The 21,527-nt window shown below is 54.9% G+C and carries 9 protein-coding genes; 8 read left to right on the plus strand and 1 reads right to left on the minus strand.

Translation table 11 applies throughout. The features are described 5' to 3' along the window. Positions 1-30: 30 nt before the first annotated feature. Positions 31-795, minus strand: a complete 765-nt coding sequence (locus tag ACAW75_RS13740; RefSeq protein WP_370729304.1) for an alpha/beta hydrolase — start codon at positions 793-795, stop codon at positions 31-33. 382 nt (positions 796-1,177) lie between these two features. On the opposite strand from ACAW75_RS13740, the gene ACAW75_RS13745 reads away from it, so the two are divergent. The 8 genes from ACAW75_RS13745 to ACAW75_RS13780 all read left to right on the plus strand — a co-directional run bounded on the left by ACAW75_RS13745 (position 1,178) and on the right by ACAW75_RS13780 (position 21,519). Next, complete coding sequence (locus tag ACAW75_RS13745) at positions 1,178-3,607, plus strand: ABC transporter permease (protein WP_370729305.1); 2,430 nt, start codon at positions 1,178-1,180, stop codon at positions 3,605-3,607. 100 nt (positions 3,608-3,707) lie between these two features. After that, positions 3,708-6,110: an ABC transporter permease gene (locus ACAW75_RS13750; protein WP_370729306.1), complete on the plus strand. Its 2,403-nt coding sequence runs from the start codon at positions 3,708-3,710 to the stop codon at positions 6,108-6,110. An 86-nt stretch (positions 6,111-6,196) separates the two neighbouring features. Next, entirely contained in the window at positions 6,197-8,623 is a 2,427-nt protein-coding gene (locus ACAW75_RS13755; protein WP_370729307.1) for an ABC transporter permease, read from the plus strand. Positions 8,624-8,760: 137 nt separating this feature from the next. Continuing rightward, positions 8,761-11,211 carry an ABC transporter permease gene (locus ACAW75_RS13760; protein ID WP_370729308.1) on the plus strand — a complete coding sequence of 817 codons (2,451 nt, stop codon included), beginning with the start codon at positions 8,761-8,763 and terminating at the stop codon, positions 11,209-11,211. Positions 11,212-11,340: 129 nt separating this feature from the next. Continuing rightward, entirely contained in the window at positions 11,341-13,767 is a 2,427-nt protein-coding gene (locus ACAW75_RS13765; RefSeq protein WP_370729309.1) for an FtsX-like permease family protein, read from the plus strand. Positions 13,768-13,924: 157 nt separating this feature from the next. Continuing rightward, the gene (locus ACAW75_RS13770; protein WP_370729310.1) at positions 13,925-16,309 is read left to right on the plus strand and encodes an ABC transporter permease; all 2,385 of its coding nucleotides are present in this window, start codon (positions 13,925-13,927) and stop codon (positions 16,307-16,309) included. Between the two features lie 258 nt (positions 16,310-16,567). Further along, a complete protein-coding gene (locus tag ACAW75_RS13775; RefSeq protein ID WP_370729311.1) occupies positions 16,568-18,931 on the plus strand; it encodes an ABC transporter permease in 2,364 nt (787 codons plus the stop codon). 149 nt (positions 18,932-19,080) lie between these two features. Further along, entirely contained in the window at positions 19,081-21,519 is a 2,439-nt protein-coding gene (locus ACAW75_RS13780; protein WP_370729312.1) for an ABC transporter permease, read from the plus strand. Positions 21,520-21,527 lie beyond the last annotated feature (8 nt).

The raw sequence follows: 21,527 nt of genomic DNA on the forward strand, positions 1-21,527 counted from the left end.
GTGGGTAACTGTTGCAAAGCGAATGCGCAGCTATCGGTAATAGGCCTGAAGGCCTTTCAGAAAACTTAACTGGCCCGTGTCCATGTGCTCGAGTTGGTTATACACTCCTCCTTTCACATGCAGTGCGCTGTTCTTTTTCAGGTTATTCGTAAGGGTAATGACTGGTCTGACCTCCCAGGTTGGGTTCTCGTGGCCGCCAACAGTGATGAAAACGTGTGTTGAATCTCGTCGGCTGAGTGAGGCTAGTGTTGACGGCAGCTGATTCAGGAAAAAATCGTGGTACCAGAGTGAGGGGCTGGCAGCGATGAAGTTGTTGAACTCACCCGTCTTGTCTATCGTCTGTGCCAGCAGCAAATATAACGTGAAGTACCCGCCGAATGAGTGGCCAAGCAGCGACCGATTCTGTTTGGTTGTTCTGAACGTTGAATCAATAGTTGGCAGTAAGGTATTGACAATGAACTGCCTGAAGTGGTTGCCGCCGCCGCTCGCCGTCAGTTCATCGGATGGCAGCGCTGCCGGGTAAAGATAATCCCGGGGGCGCAATGAATCCATGTCCTGGAATGATTTGTAGCCAATGCCTACCAGAATAAGGGGCGGCAGGAGGCCTCCCTGCTCATACTGCCGTATAGTCGCTGCCAGCATGGGAAAATGAAAGTTGGCATCCAACAGAACCACAACAGGGTATCGCTTGGCTGTGCTGTCTGTGTATTCGATGGGCACCTGGGTCTGGATGTAAAAGGAATCGTTTACCGCAGCAGAAAAAAGGGCGAAGCTGTCCCTTTCTGCTGTAGGCAAGGCCTTGGGCTGTGTAGTTGACTGGCAGCAAAAAAAGAAAAGGAGGCTACCAATGGCCAGTAAATGAGTGAGTTGTGTGATCATCCAGGATGTAATGCATATGAACCGAACAGGGTAAAGAGTATCGATAAGCCTGAAGCGTTCTAAGGCGCTGTTTCTTTTTAAGAATTATTAATCCGTCGATGTGGGCTACGTACCTGGCCTTTTCACTGAGGGCGTGTTTACCGGCGCACAGGCGGCTGTCCGCTCCTGAAACGAAACGTCCGAATGCGGACAAGTTTACCTGAATTGTAAATTTTAATTGGCTGATTAGTAGTTGATTATAATTACGGTACTGGATTTGGACAGCGCATAGGCAGTGAATGGCACACGCCCGTATCCTATGTTCCAGAACCATCTCAAAATCGCCTGGCGGAATCTGCTCCGCAATAAAGCCTTCTCCGCAATCAACATCGTTGGGCTGGCGATCGGGCTGGGTACGTGCCTGCTCATCGGCCTGTTCATTATCGACGAACTAAGCTACGACCGGTATAACGAGAAGGCCGACCGGATAGTCCGGGTCGTCTTCCGGGCGTCGATCAACGGGCAGAAAATTCGGGAGGCGCACGTGATGCCGCCTGTGGCGCAGATCCTGAAAGCGAACTACCCCGAAGTAGAGGCCGCTACGCGGTTGCGGTCGAGCTGGCCATCGCTTATCAGCTACGGTGAAAAGTCATTCCCGAACGAACGCTTCGCCTATGTCGACGCTAACTTTTTCCAGGTGTTCACGCTCCCACTACGGGCGGGCAATGCCAAAACAGCGCTGGCCGAACCCAATACGCTGGTTCTGTCGCAGACAGCGGCGCTGAAGTATTTTGGCCAGGAGAACCCGATTGGTAAAGTGCTGACGGTGAAAAGCTGGAATACTGCTTTCACCGTGACAGGCGTACTGAAAGACGTACCCGCCAACTCGCATTTTCACGGCGATTTCTTTGCGTCGATGGCCGGTTTGCCCGATGCCAGTTCCACGTCGATGATGACGTCGGAATACCATACATATCTGGTCCTGCCCAAGGGCTACGACTACCGGCAGCTGGAAGCGAAACTGCCGAAGGTAGTGGCCACCTACATGGGCCCGCAGTTGCAGAAAGCATTTGGCATGACCATGAGTGAGTTCCTGCAAAAAGGCAATCAGATTGGCCTGTTCCTAAACCCATTAACCGACATTCATCTCCATTCCGATACGACGGGGAACCTGGAAGCGGGGGGCAATATCCAGTACGTCTGGATTTTCGGAGCCATTGCCGTATTCATGCTCCTGATCGCCTGCATCAACTTTATGAACTTATCCACAGCCGGGGCGTCGAAACGGGGGAAAGAGGTCGGTGTTCGGAAAGTGCTGGGTTCGCTCCGTTCCAGCCTGACGACCCAGTTCCTGACCGAGTCGCTGCTGCTGACGGCCGTTTCACTGATTTTAGGGGTTGTGCTGGTTGCCATTACTCTGCCTTTCTTCGACGATCTGACGGGGAAAGAACTGAGTCTGAATCGGCTGAAAACACCCTGGCTGGTACCGGCTATCCTGCTGCTGGGTACGTTGGTGGGGCTACTGGCGGGGAGTTATCCGGCCTTTTTCCTGTCGTCGTTCAAACCTATTGCGGTGCTGAAAGGAGGCACGTCGTTTAGCCGGGCAGGCAAGTCAGGAATCGGTGTCCGGTCGGGGCTGGTTGTGTGTCAATTCTTCATTGCCATGCTGCTGATGGTGGGCACTATGGTGGTCTACCAGCAACTCAACTTCATTCAGAACACTAAATTAGGCTACGATAAAGACCAGCTGCTGGTGCTGCGGGAAGCGTGGCGACTGGGTAAAAACGAAGCGGCCTTTCGCCAGCAAGTAGAGCAGGACTCGCGCGTAGCCAATGTGAGCGTATCGGGCTATTTACCGGCCGGACCGACCAATAACAACAACTTCATTTCGTATGCCGATGATAACTCGTCGAAGCTGATTACCACGCTCCGCTACGACATCGACGGCCGGTATATTCCGACAATGGGCATGAAACTGGTGGCAGGTCGCAACTTCTCATCGCAATTCCCAACCGATTCAACAGGCGTGATCCTGAACGAAACGGCCGCAAAAGCCTATGGCTGGACAGGTAACGCGCTGGGTCACACCATTACGCATGCGGAGCGGGAGGGTAACCGGCTGACGTACCGGGTCATTGGGGTGGTGAAGGATTTCCATTTCAAATCCTTCCACGAACGCATTACGCCCTTGCTGATGGTGCTTGGCAAAGGTGAGGGCTCGATTATTATTAAAGCGAAAACAAAAGACGTTAGTGGGTTGCTGGCTAGTCTGAACAAGCAGTGGGACGCGTTCAAACCTGAGGTGCCGTTCAGCTACTATTTTCTGGACGAAAGCCTGAGGCAGACGTACCTGGCCGAGCAGAAAACAGGCCAGATTCTTGGTCTGTTTTCCGGCCTGACCATCTTCGTCGCCTGTCTGGGGCTATTTGGTCTGGCCATGTTCACGGCCGAGCAACGCCGCAAAGAAATCGGGGTGCGCAAAGTGCTGGGAGCCACCGTCGCCAGCGTGGTAGGGCTGCTCTCGAAAGATGTGCTGAAACCCGTGCTCATCGCTATCGCCCTGGCCAGTCCGATCGCCTGGTGGGCTATGCACCGCTGGCTGGCCGAATTTGCTTACAGGGTGGCTATTCACTGGTGGGTGTTTGCGCTTTCAGGTACGTTGGCAGTAGCCGTTGCCCTGCTGACGGTCAGTTTTCAAAGCATCAAGGCCGCGTTGATGAACCCGGTGAAATCATTAAGAACGGAGTAGAGGAAAGCAGGAAGGAGTAAAGGGCATCAATGATGCCAGCTTTTGCCTATCCCTCATCCCTTTCCTCCTTTCTCCCCTTCTTCCTGTCCTCCTCAATACTATGCTACGCAACTATTTTAAAATCGCCCTCCGGAATCTGGCTCGGAACCGGGTCAATACCAGTATCAACGTGCTGGGGCTGTCCATAGGGCTGGCCTCCTGCCTGTTGCTGTTCACCTACCTGCGCAACGAACTGAGCTACGATGCCTTCCACACCAACGCCGACCGGATTGCGCGGGTGACGATGGAGTACAGCAGCCAGGGAAAAGTGAGGCAGGCCGCTCAAACGGGTACCAAAGTAGCACCTGAACTGGGGCGGCGGTTCCCGGAAATTGAAGCAGGCGTGCGGCTCATCAACGGGCAGGGCGTGGTGCGGCTCGGCGGTCAGCAGTTCAGCGAAAAGCGCCTGCTCTACGCTGATTCGGCCTTTTTTACGATCTTCTCGTTCCCGCTGTTGACCGGGAACCCGCAAACGGCGCTGGCCGGGCCTAACCTCGTGGTGCTGTCAGAAAACACAGCGGCCAAGTATTTTGGTACGGCTAATCCGATTGGGAAGGTGCTCCAGGTAAAAACGGGCGGGCCCACCGATAAATACCTGACCGTGACGGGGGTGGTGGCCAACAGCCCCGCCAACTCGCAGATAAAGTATGACCTGATCGCCTCCTTCACGACACTGCGGGCGGCGAAAACCGAAGAGTGGTGGTCGGCCAATTACGGCACGTACCTGCTGCTTCGCACGCCCGAAGCCATTGCGGCGTTGCAGGCAAAGATGCCGGCGTTCATGAAATCGCAGGCGGGCGAAACAGGCATGACGGGGGGCGATTACCTGACCTACAAGCTGGAGCCCATCCGGCAGGTGCATCTCCGTTCATCGGTCGAAGGCCTATTTGAGCCGAATGGCGACCTGACGTATGTGTCTATTTTCGGCATCATTTCGGTGCTTATTCTGCTCATCGCCTGCGTCAACTACATCAACCTGGCTACGGCGCGGGCGGTAGAACGGGCGCAGGAAGTAGGCGTCAGGAAAGTGCTGGGTGCCGAGTGGGGGCAGCTCTTCGGCCAGTTTATGGGCGAATCACTGCTGGTCACAGGCATGGCGTTGGTCGCGGGCGTTGGGCTGGCTTGGCTGCTGTTACCCCTGTTCAACGAGCTGTCTGACCGGCACTTTGTTGCCGCCGATTGGCTCACACCAGCCTGGGTGCTGGGCGTACTGGGTATTGGCCTGTTGGTAGCCGTGGTGGCGGGCGGGTATCCGGCCTGGATACTGGCCCGTTTCCAGCCAATGCGGGCGCTTCAGGGGCGGATGATGGCGGGCAGTGGCAGCCTTCGACGGGGGTTGATCGTGGGCCAGTTCGCCATCACCGCTTTCCTGATTGTGAGCACGCTGGTGGTTCGTAATCAGCTCGATTTCATTCAGCACAAAAAACTGGGTTACAACCGCGACCGGGTGGTGATGCTGCCTACCAATCAGCAGGTAGCCGATAAACTGCGGACCCTGAAAAGCGAACTCAAACGCAGTGGTAACGTAGAGCAGGTATCCATGGCCTATGAGTCGCCGGTGTTTGTGGGCGGTGGTTATAGCATGGGCCGGCCCGATATGACCGAAAACCAGCAGAAAATGGTGACGGGACTGCCCATCGATGAGGAGTTTGTGAAGGCTACGGGCCTGCGTATTGTCGCGGGCGAAGACCTGACGGTCGCCGATGCAGACCGGACCGTTCAGGCCGGTGTCGACAGTCTGGATCGCTACCGATTCCTGCTTAATGAATCGGGGGCGAAGGAATTGGGCTGGACACCGCAACAGGCCGTTGGGCAGAAGATGAACGTAAATGGCCGGGCTGGTAAGGTAAAGGCGGTGGTGGCCGATTTCCACTTCTCATCGCTGAAGCAACTGATCGGGCCAATGGTGCTTTTTCCTGAAAACGGTGGTAACGTGCTGCTGGTAAAGCTGGGAACTGGTGACGTCGCCAACACGCTGACCGCGCTGGAACGTACCTGGAAATCACTGCTGCCAGACCAGCCATTCGAGTATCAGTTTCTCGACGAGCAGTTCAACAATCTTTACGCCAGCGAAACGCGCACGGGACGGGTGTTCAGCGTCTTTGCCTTCCTTTCCATCTTTCTGGGTTGTCTGGGGCTGTTTGGGCTGTCGGCATATACCACGGCGCAGCGCACCAAAGAAATTGGCGTTCGTAAGGTGTTGGGGGCCAGTGTCTATAGCCTGGTTGCGCTACTCGCGCAGGATTTTCTGAAGCTGGTAGTCATCGCTATCCTGATCGCTTCACCGCTGGCCTGGTGGGCCATGACTACCTGGCTAAACGATTTTGCTTACAAGGTTGAGGTGCCGTGGTGGGTCTTCGCGCTGGCAGGTACGTTGTCGGTCGCTATTGCCCTGCTAACGGTCAGTTTTCAGGCTGTTAAAGCCGCCCTGATGAACCCGGTGAACGCGTTACGAACGGAATAGAGGAACGAGGAAAGGCGCTGATGATGCCAGTATTTGTCTCTCTTCTCCCTTTCCTCCTTTCTCCTCTTTCTTTTCTCCTCAAAAATATGCTCGCTAACTACTTAAAAATCGCTTTTCGCACACTCTGGCGTAGCCGGGGTTATGCCGCCATCAACGTGATTGGCCTGGGCGTGGCCTTTTGCATCACTGTCTTCCTGTTGCTGACGGCCTATCTGCACCTCACGTATGACTCGTTTCATAAAGACGGTGACCGGATATTCCAGACGTACCTGTTTGCCAATGATCCTGAGCACCCAACCAGGAACGGGGCGATGCCATTGCCGCTGACGACAGCGCTCAAAGCTGATTTCCCAGATGTACAGGCAGCCCGGATCGTAGCGGGGCGGAAGAGCCTGGTAGAGGTAAATGGAAAGTATGTTGATAAGCTGATCAACTTCACCGACCCCGATTTTCTGAGCATCTTCTCGTTCCCGCTACTTGCCGGCAACCGGGAAACAGCCCTGCGCGAACTGAGCAACGTGGTCATCAGCGAAAACATGGCGACCGACTTATTCGGCACAGCCGACGCGGTTGGGAAACGGCTCAAGATCGGTAGCATCGGTAGTCAGAAAGAGTATGTCGTAGTGGGCGTACTGAACGACGTACCTGACAACTCATCGGTCCGATTCGATGCGCTGGTTCGGATCGAGAATTCGCCGATGTACCAGCAAGGCAAAGACAACTGGACGGATAACTCGCATTCCATCTTTATCAAGCTCCCGGCGCCGGTCGATCAGGCCGCTTTTGAAAACCGGCTGAAACCCTTCACCCAGAAATACTTCCAGAATCAGATCGATGGGCTGAAAAAGAAAAGGGCGCAGCCCGATGCGCGGGGCGATGTGTTTGCCCTGCGGTTGCAACAGCTCGCCAACGTGCATTTCAACCGGGAGATGAGCGATAGCCGGGGAACGCCCATTGCCATCATCTACGTGCTACTGGGTATGGCTTTCTTCATTCTGGCCATTGCTTCCATCAACTTCATTAATCTAAGCATTGCCCGATCGTTTACCCGGGCGCGTGAGGTAGGCGTGCGGAAGTCGCTGGGAGCGCTGAGGAGCAGTCTGTTTGTTCAGATCTGGAGCGAATCGGGCCTGATCTGCGTCATTGGCTTCCTGTTTGGGGCCAGTCTGATGTATCTGCTGATGCCCGCGTTCAACGCCCAGTTCGGTGCCAGACTGAAGGTCGATTACCTACTGCAACCGGGCTTCATTGGCCTTGTTCTGTTTGTTGTGCTGCTCGTTACCCTGGTGGCGGGTGGGTATCCGGCCTGGCAAATGACGAAGTTCAACACGATTGAGGTGCTGAAAGGAAACGTGTCGGCGAAGCGGCCGGGGGTGCTGCGCAACGCGCTGATTGTGACCCAGTTTGCCTTGTCCTGTCTGCTGGTATGCTGCACTGTCATTGCGTTTCAGCAGGTGGGTTATTTGCGGCAGGGGCCGCTCGGTTTTGCTAAAGAGCAGGTGATCAGCATTCCGGTGGGCACGCAGGTAAACGGCCGGCAGGTACTGCAGCGGCTACGTAACAAGCTGGCGAATGACCCGACGGTGCTGGCCATCACGGGCACAGACGTGAATCTGGGCAAAGGCAAAGACCGGGTCAGCTCCAGGAGCACAGTAGGCTACACGTTCAAGGGCAGGGACATCACGAGCGACCTGCTGCTGGTTGATTTCGACTACCTGAAAACGCTGAAAATCAATCCCCTTGCCGGCCGCGACTTCGACCGGGCCTACGCCAGCGATTCGGTTAACCGGGTCATCATTACGCAGAGCATGGCGAAGATGATGGGCGTGGCCAACCCCGTGGGTACGTTGCTGGGCGACGACGGCGATACAACGGGTACTAAAGCACAGGTCATCGGCGTTGTGCCCGATTTTCGGCTGTACTCGCTTTCAGACAAAGCGAACCCGATCACGCTGCACCTGTCGAACAGCGAGACCATCCGCTACGTGTTTATTCGGGTGGCCCCACAAAGTCTGGCCGGGTCGATGGAAAAGCTGAAGAAAGTATGGGCAGAGGTGGCCCCCCAAGCGGAGTTCATCGGGTCATTCCTGGACGAAAATGTAGACGAGTGGTATGAGAATGAGGCCCAGCTGTCACAGGTACTGAGCCTGGCGTCGGGCGTGGCCATTCTCTTGTCGTGCATCGGTTTGTTTGCCATCGCCTTGCTGATGATCGAGCAGCGGACGAAGGAGATCGGCATTCGGAAAGTGATGGGTGCCAGCATTCCCGGCATCGTGCTGCTGCTCTCCCGCGACTTCGTGAAGCTGGTGCTGATTGCCCTGGGTATCGCCGTGCCGCTGGCGTGGTTCGGTATGCAGACCTGGTTGGCCAACTACGCGCACCGCATCGCCATCAGCCCCTGGGTATTCGTCATCGTTGGTCTGTCGGCCATCGCCATTGCGCTGGCCACGGTCAGTTTTCAGAGCATCAAAGCCGCGCTGATGAACCCGGTGAAGAGTTTACGATCGGAGTAAAGGAGGCAGGGGGAGAACGGAGAGAAGGGAGAGAGGGAAGTAAAGTTAGTGTCAGCATCGTTCCTTTCCCCATTGTCCCCCTCTTCCCTTTCCTCCATTCTCCCTTTCCTCCCCTTCCTCCTTTCCTCCCCAACCTCATGCTAACGAACCAACTGACAATCGCCTTCCGCGCCCTGAAGCGTAACTGGAATTACTCGACCATCAATGTAATGGGCCTCACGCTGGGGTTAGCTAGCTGTTTGCTCCTGTTTGTTGCCGTGCGCTACGAACTGAGCTTCGATACGCATAACAAGAACGCCACCCGCATCTACCGAATGCTGGGTACCGATAAAACCTCAACGGAGAATAAGCCGAACACGGGAATCACGTTTCCGGCCCTGGCTGCGCTCCGTAACGATTTTCCCGACCTTAAACACCAACTTACCATGGTTAGTCAGGTACGTTCGGCGGTCGTGTCGGTGGGCGGAACGGGTGATTCCGGTAAGAAACGATTTCAGGAAGAGAAAGGCGTGATCGCTTTTGCTGAACCGGAGTATTTTAACCTGTTTGATTACACCTGGGAAAAAGGTAGTCCTCAAACAGCATTGACGAACCCCAACACGGTGGTGCTTTCTGATCGGATTGCCCGTAAATATTTCGGCGATACCAACCCGATGGGCAAAACGATTCGGCTCGACAACAAGATGGATTTTGTGGTAACGGGCCTGGTGCAGGCACCACCTGCCACGACCAGCATGCCGTTTGATGTGTTGCTGGCCCATGCGTCTATTCTGGCCTACGGCAACACCTCGCCCCCCGATAGCTGGGAATCGAGTTATCAAGGGGCTCAAATTTACATGATGCTCCCGCCGCAAACTGCCGGTATGGAGTCGCCTGCCGTGCGGATGGAGAAGCAGCTCGTAGGCTTCGTGAAGAAGTACTATGCCCCGGAGAGTGTCAAGAAACTGCGGTACGTGCTACAACCCCTGACCGATATCCATTTCGCTACCAACACAGCCAATTTTGCTCAGCGCAGTATCAGTATCGAAATGATCTGGGCAATGGTGCTGATCGGCTTTTTCATTCTGGGAACGGCCTGTGTCAACTTCATTAATCTGGCCACGGCCCAGGCTATCCGCCGGTCGCGGGAGGTGGGCGTTCGGAAAGTGTTAGGAAGCACCCGAAGCCAGCTGGTTCGTCAGTTTCTGGGCGAGACCGGCGTGTTGACGGGCCTGTCGGTTGGGCTGTCATTGCTGGTTGCTCAGGTCTCGCTCCCCGTTGTGGGCGACCTGCTACATATTGCTCCCGGAGCCGTCACTTTGTTTAGCCCGTTGCCCCTTGGCTTTCTGCTAGGGTTATGCTTGCTGACAACGGTGCTGGCCGGGTTTTACCCCGCACTGGTGCTCTCGGGTTACCAGCCGATTCTGGCCCTGAAAGGCAGGGTGCAGGCAATAGGAGCAGGCCACTACTTTACCCTCCGGCGGGGGCTGATCGTCGGGCAATTCGCTATTTCTCAAATCCTGATCATCGGGACTATTATAGCGTACTGCCAGATGAAGTTTTTTCGCTCTGTCGATCTGGGCTACAACCACGAGGCTGTCTTAACGGTGAAGCTACCGGCAAATGAACCGGGGCAACTGGCCAATTTACGGGCTAAACTCGCCCATGAACCAGGGGTACAGTCGCTTAGCTTTGGCATGACGTCTCCGTCATCTACGCTGAACTGGAGTACCGGCTTTCGCTTCGAGAATAACGACAAAGACCCGGGTTATGGCGTGGTGATGCGCCCGGCCGACACAGCCTACGTGGGTACGTATGGCCTGAAGCTCATTGCCGGACGGATGTACCAACCCGCCGATTCGATCCGTGAGTTTGTGATCAATGAGACGTTTATGAAACGGCTGGGATTTCAGAAACCCGAGCAGGTCATTGGAAAGGTGATGACGGTGAATGGTGAGACCGTAAAAAAGCCGATCGTGGGCGTGGTTAAAGACTTCAACATGTACTCTCTGCGTGATCGTGTGGAGCCGAGCGTATTGACCACCCAACGAGGTAACTATGTGAGTATGGCCATTAAACTGTCGACCCGGGAGGGAGGCACCAAAGCCATTAGCCGACTCCTGAAACAGGTTGAAACCGCCTGGACAGCAACGTACCCGGCGTTTGTCTTTTCGTACGAATTCCTGGACGACACACTCGCCAGTTTCTACAGGAGTGAGGAACAACTGTATTCGTTACTGCAACTGCTGGCGGGTATAGCCCTGTTTATTGGTTGCCTTGGCTTATACGGTGTCGTCGCCTTTATGGCCGAAACCCGTACCAAAGAGGTTGGTGTTCGCAAGGTGCTGGGCGCCTCCACGGCGCATATTTTCGGATTGTTTTCGGTCGATTTTGTTCGGCTCGTCTTGATCGCTCTGGTACTGAGTTCGCCCGTAGCCTGGTATGTAATGAACCGCTGGTTGCAGGGTTTCGAATACAAGATCGCTATCGAATGGTGGATGTTCGCCATTGCCGGTATAATGGCCGTGGGCATTGCCTTGTTGACTGTGAGTTTTGAAAGCGTAAAAGCTGCCCTGATGAATCCGGTGAAAAGCTTAAGAACGGAATAAAGAAGGAAGGGGAGAATGGAGGAAAGGGACGAGAGGGAAGTAAAGTTAGTGTCAGCAGTATGCCTTTCCCCCATTGTCCCCCTCTTCCCTTTCCTCCGTTCTCCCCTTCCTCCTTTCCCCCTCAATCTCATGCTCACGAACTACTTTAAGATCGCCTTTCGGACCTTCAGGAAAGATACCACCTTCACCCTCATCAATGTGGTGGGGCTGGCTACGGGTCTGGCTGTGGCGCTGTTCATTATCCAATACGTGCGCTTCGAGCTGAGCTACGAAAACACGCATCCGCTGGCCGACCGCATTGTGCGTCTCACCATGGACTACATGAACGGAAATACGATCGACTCGCAGGACACGGAAACCAATCCGCCGCTTGGGCCTAAAATCAAGCGGGAGATCAGCCAGGTAGTCAACTATACGCGCGCTTATCCGATCGGTAATCCTAGTGTGACCATTCAGATTGGCCAGAATTACCATTTGGTAGAGAAGGTGCTGGCGGTGGATTCGTCGTTTTTCTCCATGTTCAACTACCCGCTCATTCGGGGAAGCCGGAAAGAACTCTTCACCAAACCCCGGCAGGCTGTTTTGACGGAAGCAATGGCGTTGACCTATTTCAATACGCTCGATGTGCTGGGGAAAACCCTGAAAATTCAACGGTCGTCGGGCAGTATTCTGTTTGACGTAGTTGGCGTTGTGCCGAATAGTCCGGCCAATACGCATCTAAAATTCGACATGCTGTTTTCGTACCCGACCATGCTATCCGATTTTGGCGAACGGGAAGATAACTGGGATGGAAACAATACGCTTACCTACCTGCAACTGGCCGACAATGCCAATTACGCCGGGTTTGAGCAATCGCTGGTCGCCTTCAACGACCGACTGCATGGCGAAAAGCGGCTCATTCACGAGCGGGTAGTTGCCCAAAAGATTGGTGATATCCATCTGTATTCGCACAAAACCTTTGAAACCGAGCCCAATGGTGACGCCAGTTCGGTGTATTTTCTGCTGGGCGTTGCCTTTCTGGTGCTCCTGAGTGCTTTTGTCAACTATGTAAACCTAACTACCTCCAAAGCCCTCGACCGCGCGCGGGAAATCGGTATGAGAAAGGTAGTTGGCTCAACCCAGCGCCAGATACGAACGCAGATTTTCATGGAAACGACGCTGATCAACATCGTTGCTGGCGTGGTGGCTGTGCTGTTGGTTGTATCGCTGCGTCCGGTATTTGTTGAGGTGGCGGGCCTGCCCGAAGGGTTTACCGTGTTCAGGGACGCCTTTTTCTGGGAGAGCCTGAGCGCATTTCTGGTGCTGAGCATCAGCCTGTCGGGGTTTTATCCCGCCTTTGTTCTGGCTTCGTTCGATCCGGTTGTGGTGCTCAAAGGCAGTTTCTCGCGCTCGGTCAAAGGCACATTGCTGCGTAAATCGCTGGTGGTTTGTCAGTTTGCCATCACCGTCATTTTGCTGGTGCAGACGTTTGCCGTTTACCGGCAGGTTAACTTTTTACGGGAGCAGAACTTAGGCGTTACCATAGATCACACACTGGTAGTGAAAGCACCGGCCGGAAACAGTGCCCGACAAGAGTATGGTGCATTTCGGCAAGGGCTACTGGCTCAGTCTCAGGTAAAAGCGGTGTCTGTTTCCGGTACGGTACCAGGCCTGGGCTCAACCCAGATGAACACAACAACGGGCGTTAATCTGGCAGATGCTGCCCAGAAGACATCCTATAATTATTACCATACCGGGATAGACACGTCATTTATCAACCTGATGGGTATTAAGCTGCTGGCGGGCAAAAACTTCGATGCCACGACCCGACCGGGCTATTCAGATACCACAGATCGGCAACTTATTGTGAATGAAGAGGTTCTTCGGCTTTGGGAAATCCCCACACCCGCCGCAGCGATTGGCAGGCGGGTAGATCTCTGGGGGCGTAAGGCAACAATTCGGGGCGTCATCAACAATTACCATTACGAATCGCCCAAGGCGGCATACATCCCGATTATCCATATGTACTCGCCCGATTTCGATTCGTTTGCGAGTGTGAAGTTTGCCGGGGGAAATACGAGTGAGCAACTGACAACACTGAAGCGAATTTACAAGGCTAGTTTTCCGTATTCGCCATTCCGCTACTTCTTCATGGACAGTGAATACGATAAGCAATACAAAGCTGATGATCGCTTCAAGCAGGTATTTTCTGCCCTAACGGGTTTCGCCATTCTGATCTCCTGCCTGGGTCTGTTCGGACTGGCGACGTTTACCGTTTCCAAGCGAACGAAGGAGATTGGCATTCGGAAAGTGATTGGGGCCAGCACGGCGAACCTGATGCTATTACTCTCGAAAGAGTTTATCAGAACCGTCCTGCTATCGATCGGGATCGGCCTGCCCGTTACGTACTTCATCGTTAAAAACTGGCTGGCCAATTATGCCGTCCGCATCGAGCTAAGCTGGTGGCTTTTTGCTGCACCTGCGCTGCTGATCCTGCTGCTGGTAGTCGTGTCAATCAGCGGCAAAACGATTGCTACTGCGTTGATGAATCCTGTGAAAAGTTTACGATCGGAGTAAAGGAGGAAAGGGAAGAGGGGGACGAATGGGGGAAAGGCATACTGCTGACGCCATCTTACCTCTCTCCCTCTTTCCTCTCCTCCATTCTCCCTTTCCTCCATTCTCCCCTTCCTCCGGTCTCCCCCTCCTCCATTCTCCCCCTCCTCCATTCCTCCTCATGCTAACGAACTACCTCAAAATCGCGCTTCGGAATCTGTGGCAGAACAGACTACTGTCGGGTATCAACGTGCTGGGCTTGTCAGTGGGCCTGGCCTGTGTGGTGGTGCTGGTCCTGTTTGCCCAGAAATGCCTGACCTGGGACCAGTTCCATACGAAGCTGGACCGGCTCTATTACATCCAGACCACCAACACCGATGGGCAAACCTATAACCAGACGGTATACCCTATTCTGGACCAGCTGCTGCGCGATTACCCCGAGATTGAGACGGGGACGCATATTCAGGGCTGGAACCAACCCTGGATTCAGTACGGCAACAAGAGTGTTCAGCACCGGACAACTTACGTCGATTCGACCTTTTTCGACGTGTTCAGTTTCGCGCTCACCTCGGGTAATCCGGCGACAGCCCTGCATAACAAACGGTCTGTCGTATTGAGCGAAGGCGTGGCCCAGAACCTGTTCGGCGGAGTTGATCCTGTGGGGAAAACCGTGATGCTGAATGATACGCTCGCGTATACGGTTACGGGCGTGCTGGAGAAGATGCCGTCAAACTCGTCGCAGCAGTTTGAGGTGCTGTTGCCCGCCGCCAACCTGATGGACAACCCGGGTTTTCGGGAGAACGCTGACTGGTACAACACGTTTGCGTCGGTGTTCATCGTCCTGAAACCGGGCACCGATAAGGCGCGGCTGGAAGCCAAGCTACCGCAACTGGTCAAGCGCCATTTCAGCGCCGAAGCGCAGAATCAGCGCCTTACGCTCGGTGCTTACAAAGAGTTTATTCATGTTGAGAATCCGTCGTTTTCGGGTCTGATCTACGGCGCACTGATTATTGCGGCTTTCCTGCTGCTCATTATCAGTATCAACATGGTCAACCTCAACACCGCGTCGGCCCTGCCCCGCGCCAAAGAGGTGGCCGTTCGGCAGGTGGTAGGCGCTACCCGGCAACTCGTGCTGAACCAGTTCTGGGTCGAGTCGGGGCTGGTTGTGCTGGTGTCATTGATCGTATCGTGGCTGTTTGCCAATTATTACCTGATTCCGGGTTTCAACCACATGCGCGACGGCCGGATGCAGCTCGATATTTCGCTGGTCAACGATTATCCGACCATTTTAACCGTGCTGGGCATTGCGCTGATGGTGGCCATCGTGGCCGGCACGTACCCGGCGCTGTACCTGATGGGGCTGAACGTGACTGCATCTGTCAAGGGTAAACTCTCGGCCAGTCCGCAGAAGGGACGCCTGCGGCAGAATGGCCTGATCGTGCTACAGTTTGTGCTGGCGATCATCTTCATACTCGGTACGATCGGCATGCGCGAGCAGATCCAGTTCATGAAACAGGCCGATCTGGGCTACGACACCGCCAATCTGCTCGTGTTCAAAACGGATCTGGCCTACCGCAACGAAGCCGCTGCCATCTCGCAGGGTCAGGTCATCCTGGATAAACTGCGTCAGAACCCGAACGTCGTTTCGTTTACCAGCTCAGACGTAACGCCGGTTGGCTACCAGAACAATTTCAACAGCTATTACCCCGAAGGCGACGAGGTAAAAAAAGTGCACATCCGCCACGGATCGGGCGCGGTTGGCTACACCGAAACCTACCGGATACCGCTGCTCGAAGGCCGCAATTTTTCCGATGCCTCGCCCGCCGATTCGGTCAATAACGCGGTGGTGATCAACGAGTCGGCCAGGCGGGCGTTTGGCTGGAAAACGGCGGTGGGCAAACGGCTTAGGCAGCTGAACAGCACGCAGATTTTCACCGTTATCGGCGTCACGAAAGATTACCATTACCTGAGCCTGAAAGAGAAGGTAGAGCCGCTGGTGCAGTGGTATCCCGGTCGGCAGCGCCTGAACAACTTCCTGACGGTACGCCTGACCAATCAGGCCAACGCCCCCGCCCTGATCCGCGAGTTGGAAACCGCTTTCCGAAAAATCCCCGCTCGCCGGAGCCTGTCGTATGTCTACATCAGCGATGAACTGGCCAAAAACTACCAGGCGATCGACAACATCTGGCGCATGATCGGCTTCGTTACACTCGTGGCCATTCTGATCGCCTGCGCCGGTATTTTCGGGCTTATCTCGCTGGTGGCCAAACGCCGCACCAAGGAGATTGGTGTTCGGAAAGTGCTGGGGGCATCGGTGCTGAGTATCACGACCCTGCTCTCGGCTGATTTCCTGAAACTCGTGGCGCTGGCTATTCTGATCGCGTCGCCCATCGGCTGGTGGCTCGGCGGAAAGATGCTCAATTACTTCGCTTATCACACAACAGTGCACTGGTGGTACATCGCCGTGGCCGGTTTATTGGCGGTGTCCATCGCGTTAGTATCGGTTGTTTTTCAGGCCGTTAAAGCCGCCATGGCCAACCCGGTAAAAAGTTTACGAACGGAATAAAAATGGCGCGGGGCTTAGGGCGCGGGGCGTGGGGTATTACTCTCGTGTCAGCTGCCCCAAGCCCCAAGCTTCGTTGTCGCTTGCCTGTGGCGAGTGACCCTTAACGATAGGGCCTCTGGCCCGGTGGTAGCTAATGAAACACGAATTAGCCAATGTCTTGAAAGGTTAACCAACGGGCCAGAGGCCCTATCGATAGTCGTCACTCGCCACAGGCAAGCGACAACGAAGTTTGTGTCTTCCCTTTCCTCCCCCAATCCCATGCTCAAGAACTACCTCAAAATCGCGCTGCGCAACTTGTGGAAACACAAACTCTTTTCGTTTATCAACGTCTTTGGGCTGGCGTCGGGGCTGACGGTTTGTATGCTGGCTATCGCCCACATCAAGGGCGCGTTCGATTATGACGCGTTCCACCTGAACCGCGAACGTACCTACCGGATTATCTCCGATGTGGTGGCGAAGAACAATGACAAAGCTCTGTTTGCCACCACGCCCATGCCGCTGGGTACGTTGCTGAAGCAGCAATACGGATTTATCGACGAGGCTACCCATGTGGTTAAATCGTATAACGAGTTTCTGGGTAAGCATAAGCGGCTGTCTACGATGGGTTTCGTCGTTGACCCCAGCTTCTTCCGCCTATTCAGTTACCCGCTGGCGAAAGGTCGGCCCGCCACGGAGCCAAACACCGTTGTGCTGACGCAGGCGACGGCCCGGAAATTTTTTGGTACAGCTGATCCTATAGGCCAGACGTTGCAGCACCAGGAATTAGGGAACTTCACCGTTACGGGCGTGTTGGCCGAGTTACCGACCAAATCACACCTGGTGTTCGATCTCTTGGTTTCGGCTTCGTCGTATGTTGCAAAGAACCGGGCGACCTTTTCCGGGTGGCAGCAGTATAATTCGGGCTATACCTATGTGATGCTGAAACCCGGCACACTGGCCGAAGCGCTCGACAACGTGTTGCCTTCGGTGGTGAGCCGGGCCACGCGCGGCCTCCGGTTTGCCGACATAAAAGGCTATAGCTTTCGCACCCAACAACTGAGCAAGCTGTCTCCGGCGCGGGGGGAGATGATGTATGGTACCTACGAGCCACAAGTCCCCGGATTGCTGGTCGAATTGGGTGTGGGGCTGGTTACGTTACTGCTGGCGGCTTTCAACTATGTGAACCTCACGCTGGCCCGTTCGCTGAGCCGCGCCCGCGAGGTAGGTATTCGGAAGGTCTCCGGGGCGCTTCGATGGCAACTGATGGGGCAGTTTATGGCCGAATCGGTGGTGCTGTCGGTGTTGGCGCTGGGGCTGGCCTTTCTGATGCTGGAACTGGTGAAACCCATGGCCTTTGTGCAGCAATGGCTTATTGGCGGGGTACGGTGGGACTGGACAATCTGGGTCATCTTCGCCCTGTTCAGTATGGTGGCTGGTGGGCTGGCGGGCATCGTACCAGCGCGGGTATTATCGGGTTTTGAACCGGCCCAGGTGCTCCGCAGTCACACGGGTCTACGCATCATTCGCGGTCTGTCGCTTCGCAAATCGCTGATCGTCATTCAGTTTACTATTTCGCTGATTGCCATGATCGGGCTGTTGACCATGGTACGCCAGATGAACTACATGGCCACGGGCGATTACGGGTTTCGGCGCGAGCGGGTGCTGAATGTGCCGCTCAACGACGTACCTGCGCCCCGCCTGATGAACGAATTGAACCGACTGGCGGGGGTAGAGCGCGTCTCGGCCACGTCTGAACTGTTCGGTTCGCACGGTGCCTATCAGACCATCAAACGGACACGTTCGGGGCAGCAGGTGGCGCAGGCCTTTGTCTGGTCGGTCGATGATCAGTTTGTTCCGACTATGGGGCTGACATTGACGGCCGGGCAAAACCTGGCGACCACGGCCGCCGATACAACAGGGCGCCAGGTATTGATCAATGAAGAAGCCGTGAAGGCCTTCGGGCTGGGTACGTCCCGCGACGCCGTTGGGCAGTCGCTCTGGCTCAACGACAGCACCGATGTGCTGGTGGTCGGCGTGGTCAGGGATTTTCGGTTTACTTCGTTTGCCCTCGCTGTGAAACCACTGCTCCTGCACACTGTACCCAATCAGTACCGGTACCTGTCGCTTGGGGTGGCGGCGGGAGCTGAAGAAAAAGTACTGACCGGTGCCAGGCAGGTCTGGAAACGACTTCAGCCCTACGAGCCCTTCGACGGGCAGTGGTACAACGACTTTCTGGAAGCCAGACATACCCATGCCGACGACACCGATTTTATGGGCCTGCTTATTGGGCTGGCGTTTTCTATTGGTTGTCTGGGCCTGCTCGGTATGGTCACCTACACCACGCAGACCCGTGTGAAAGAGATTGGCGTTCGGAAAGTGATGGGCGCCGAGGTCAGCCAACTGGTCTGGCTGCTGTCGCGCGATTTCGTTAAGCTCTTGCTCATTGCCGCCGCCATTGCCCTGCCACTGGGGTACATGACCGGCTACGCCTTTCTGTTCTCGTTTGCCTACCACGTGGCTATCGGCTTCGAAACGCTGGGCCTGTGCGTGGGTGTCTTGCTAGTTCTTGGTAGCCTGACGATCGGTCTCCGAACCTATAAAGCTGCCCAGGGAAATCCGGTAAAAAGCCTTCGTATGGAATAGCAGCGCTAACCGGACGGATTGTTGTCCGAAACTGGACAAGTAGCTGAGCATATAAGGCCGTTTCTGACTCAGAAATGGCCTTTTCGCTATCTGGCATATGGCTTGTACCTGGTATAGAAATTTTCGGTTCTGTCCTCTACAAAGCAGCCATGATTACGAATTATCTTAAAATCGCCTGGCGCAGCCTGAACAACCAACGCGGCTTCACGTTCATCAATGTTTTTGGCCTGGCTCTTGGCCTTGCCTGCTGCCTGCTCATTTCGCTATATGTGCTGGACGAACTGAGCTACGACCGGTTCAACGCCAAAGCCGACCGGATCTACCGCGTCAATTCTGACCTGAAATTTGGCGGCAATGACATTCACTTTGCGGTAGCTCCCGACCCAATGGGACCAACGCTCAAAGCCAATTACCCTCAGGTTGAGGCGTATGTACGATTGCATCATCGGGGAAACGGGCTGGTGAAGCGAGCCGGTGGTGCTACCAACCTGCGCGAGAGTGACATCATATTCGCTGATTCAACGCTATTCGATGTCTTTACCCTGCCGCTTGTGGCCGGGGCAGATCCCCAAAAAGCGCTCGCTTCCCCAAATTCGGTGGTCATTAGCGAGGCGGCAGCAAAACGGCACTTTGGTGCGGGTAACGCCATTGGTCAAACGCTGATTTTCAACAACACAGACGCCTATAAAGTCACGGCGGTTATGCGCGACATGCCTGCGAACAGCCACTTCCGCACCGACTTTTTCCTGACTATAAGCAACGACGAATATCCGTTGGGGCAGTGGCTCAGTTTTAATCACCACACCTACATTGTTTTGAAACCCGGCACTGAGGCTACGGCTTTCGCCCGGCATTTCGATCAGGTGATCGAGACGTATGTGGGACCTCAGGTACGTCAGTTCTTGGGTGGCGGTATGGATCAATTTCGTAAAAGTGGTAACACACTGCGCTTTTGGCTGACACCCCTCACCGATATTCACCTGCGTTCAAAACAGGTCATTGAGTTGGCACCCAACGGTGATATCCAGTACGTGTATATCTTCTCGGCGGTGGCACTGTTCATCCTGCTGATCGCCTGCATCAACTTCATGAACCTGGCCACAGCCCGTTCATCCAAACGGGCTAAAGAAGTGGGTGTTCGGAAGGTGCTGGGCTCTGAACGCGGGCAACTGATCGGCCAGTTTATGGCCGAATCGATCCTGACAGCCAGTTTATCGTTATTGCTGGCTATCGCCCTGGTGTCGCTGGCTATGCCCCTGTTCAACGATATCACGGCAAAACAGTTAACCATTGGCCGGTTACTGACGCCCGGTATGCTGGTCGGTATTGCATTGCTGCCGTTGGGCGTAGGGGTACTGGCGGGGAGCTACCCGGCCCTGTTCCTGTCGTCATTCCGACCCATCAGCGTACTGAAAAGCGGTGTCACCAATCGGGGAGGCAGTTTGAAAGGGGTTAGCCTGCGGAGTGGGCTGGTCGTGTTTCAGTTCATGATGTCGATGCTGCTGATCGTGGGTACGTTGGTCGTTTACCGGCAGATTCACTTTATTCAGACCAAAAAAGTAGGTTTCGACCGCGAGCGGGTAGTGACCATCAACGATGTGCGGGTGCTCGGACAGCAGGCTGAAGTATTTAAAAACGACGTTTTACGATTGCCCGGTGTCACGGCAGGTACGTTGTCGAGCTACCTGCCTACCCCCTCTGATCGGAGTGACAGCGGTTTCTTCCCGGAAGGACAGGCCGACCGGTCAAAAGGCATCAACATGCAGCACTGGGATGTCGACCATGATTACATTCCTACCCTTGGCATGACCATCGTGCAGGGCCGCAACTTCTCGCGTTCGTTCACGACCGATTCAACCGGAATAATTCTGAACGAGGCGGCGGTGAAGGTGCTGGGCGTGAAAGACCCGCTGGGTATGCGTATCTATCGGTTCGACGCCGCCGAAGGCAAGACCCGTAAAACCTACACGGTAATTGGCGTGGTAAAGAACTTCCACTTCGAGTCGCTACGAGCCAATATCGGGGCACTGTCGCTGGTGCTGAGCCCGCAGAGTGGGTCTGTATCTTTCCGAATCAGCCAGACCAACGTACCTGCGCTGCTGCGCCAGATCGAAGCGAAGTGGAAACAGTTTGCGCCGGGGCAGCCGTTCAACTACTCGTTTTTACAGGATAGTTTCGACCAGATGTACCGCGCCGAACAGCGCGTTGGTACGGTCGTATTGCTGTTTTCAGTGCTGGCCATCCTGATCGCCTGCCTTGGTCTATTTGGCCTCGCCGCCTTCATGGCCGAGCAGCGAACGAAAGAGATCGGCGTCCGTAAAGTGTTGGGTGCCAGCGTAACCAGTATCGTTGGGCTGCTGTCGACAGATTTCCTGAAACTGGTCGTGGTGGCCATCGTAATTGCCTCACCGCTGGCCTGGTATGCTATGACCAGTTGGCTGAGCGACTTCGCCTATCGAATCGATATCGACTGGTGGGTGTTTGCCCTGGCTGGCATGCTGGCTATCGGCATTGCCCTGTTTACGGTAAGTTTTCAGTCCATTAAAGCAGCGTTGATGAATCCGGTGACGTCGTTACGGTCGGAATAAAACAAAAC

Origin of the sequence: Fibrella arboris (assembly GCF_041321095.1) — a bacterium.
Lineage (GTDB): Bacteria > Bacteroidota > Bacteroidia > Cytophagales > Spirosomataceae > Fibrella > Fibrella arboris.

What these genes read in the sequence shown, in the direction of transcription:
- ACAW75_RS13780 (WP_370729312.1), top strand. Translation starts at nt 19,081, where the DNA reads ATGATTACGAATTATCTTAAAATCGCCTGGCGCAGCCTGAACAACCAA.
- ACAW75_RS13775 (WP_370729311.1), top strand. Translation starts at nt 16,568, where the DNA reads ATGCTCAAGAACTACCTCAAAATCGCGCTGCGCAACTTGTGGAAACAC.
- ACAW75_RS13765 (WP_370729309.1), top strand. Translation starts at nt 11,341, where the DNA reads ATGCTCACGAACTACTTTAAGATCGCCTTTCGGACCTTCAGGAAAGAT.
- ACAW75_RS13770 (WP_370729310.1), top strand. Translation starts at nt 13,925, where the DNA reads ATGCTAACGAACTACCTCAAAATCGCGCTTCGGAATCTGTGGCAGAAC.
- ACAW75_RS13760 (WP_370729308.1), top strand. Translation starts at nt 8,761, where the DNA reads ATGCTAACGAACCAACTGACAATCGCCTTCCGCGCCCTGAAGCGTAAC.
- ACAW75_RS13755 (WP_370729307.1), top strand. Translation starts at nt 6,197, where the DNA reads ATGCTCGCTAACTACTTAAAAATCGCTTTTCGCACACTCTGGCGTAGC.
- ACAW75_RS13750 (WP_370729306.1), top strand. Translation starts at nt 3,708, where the DNA reads ATGCTACGCAACTATTTTAAAATCGCCCTCCGGAATCTGGCTCGGAAC.
- ACAW75_RS13745 (WP_370729305.1), top strand. Translation starts at nt 1,178, where the DNA reads ATGTTCCAGAACCATCTCAAAATCGCCTGGCGGAATCTGCTCCGCAAT.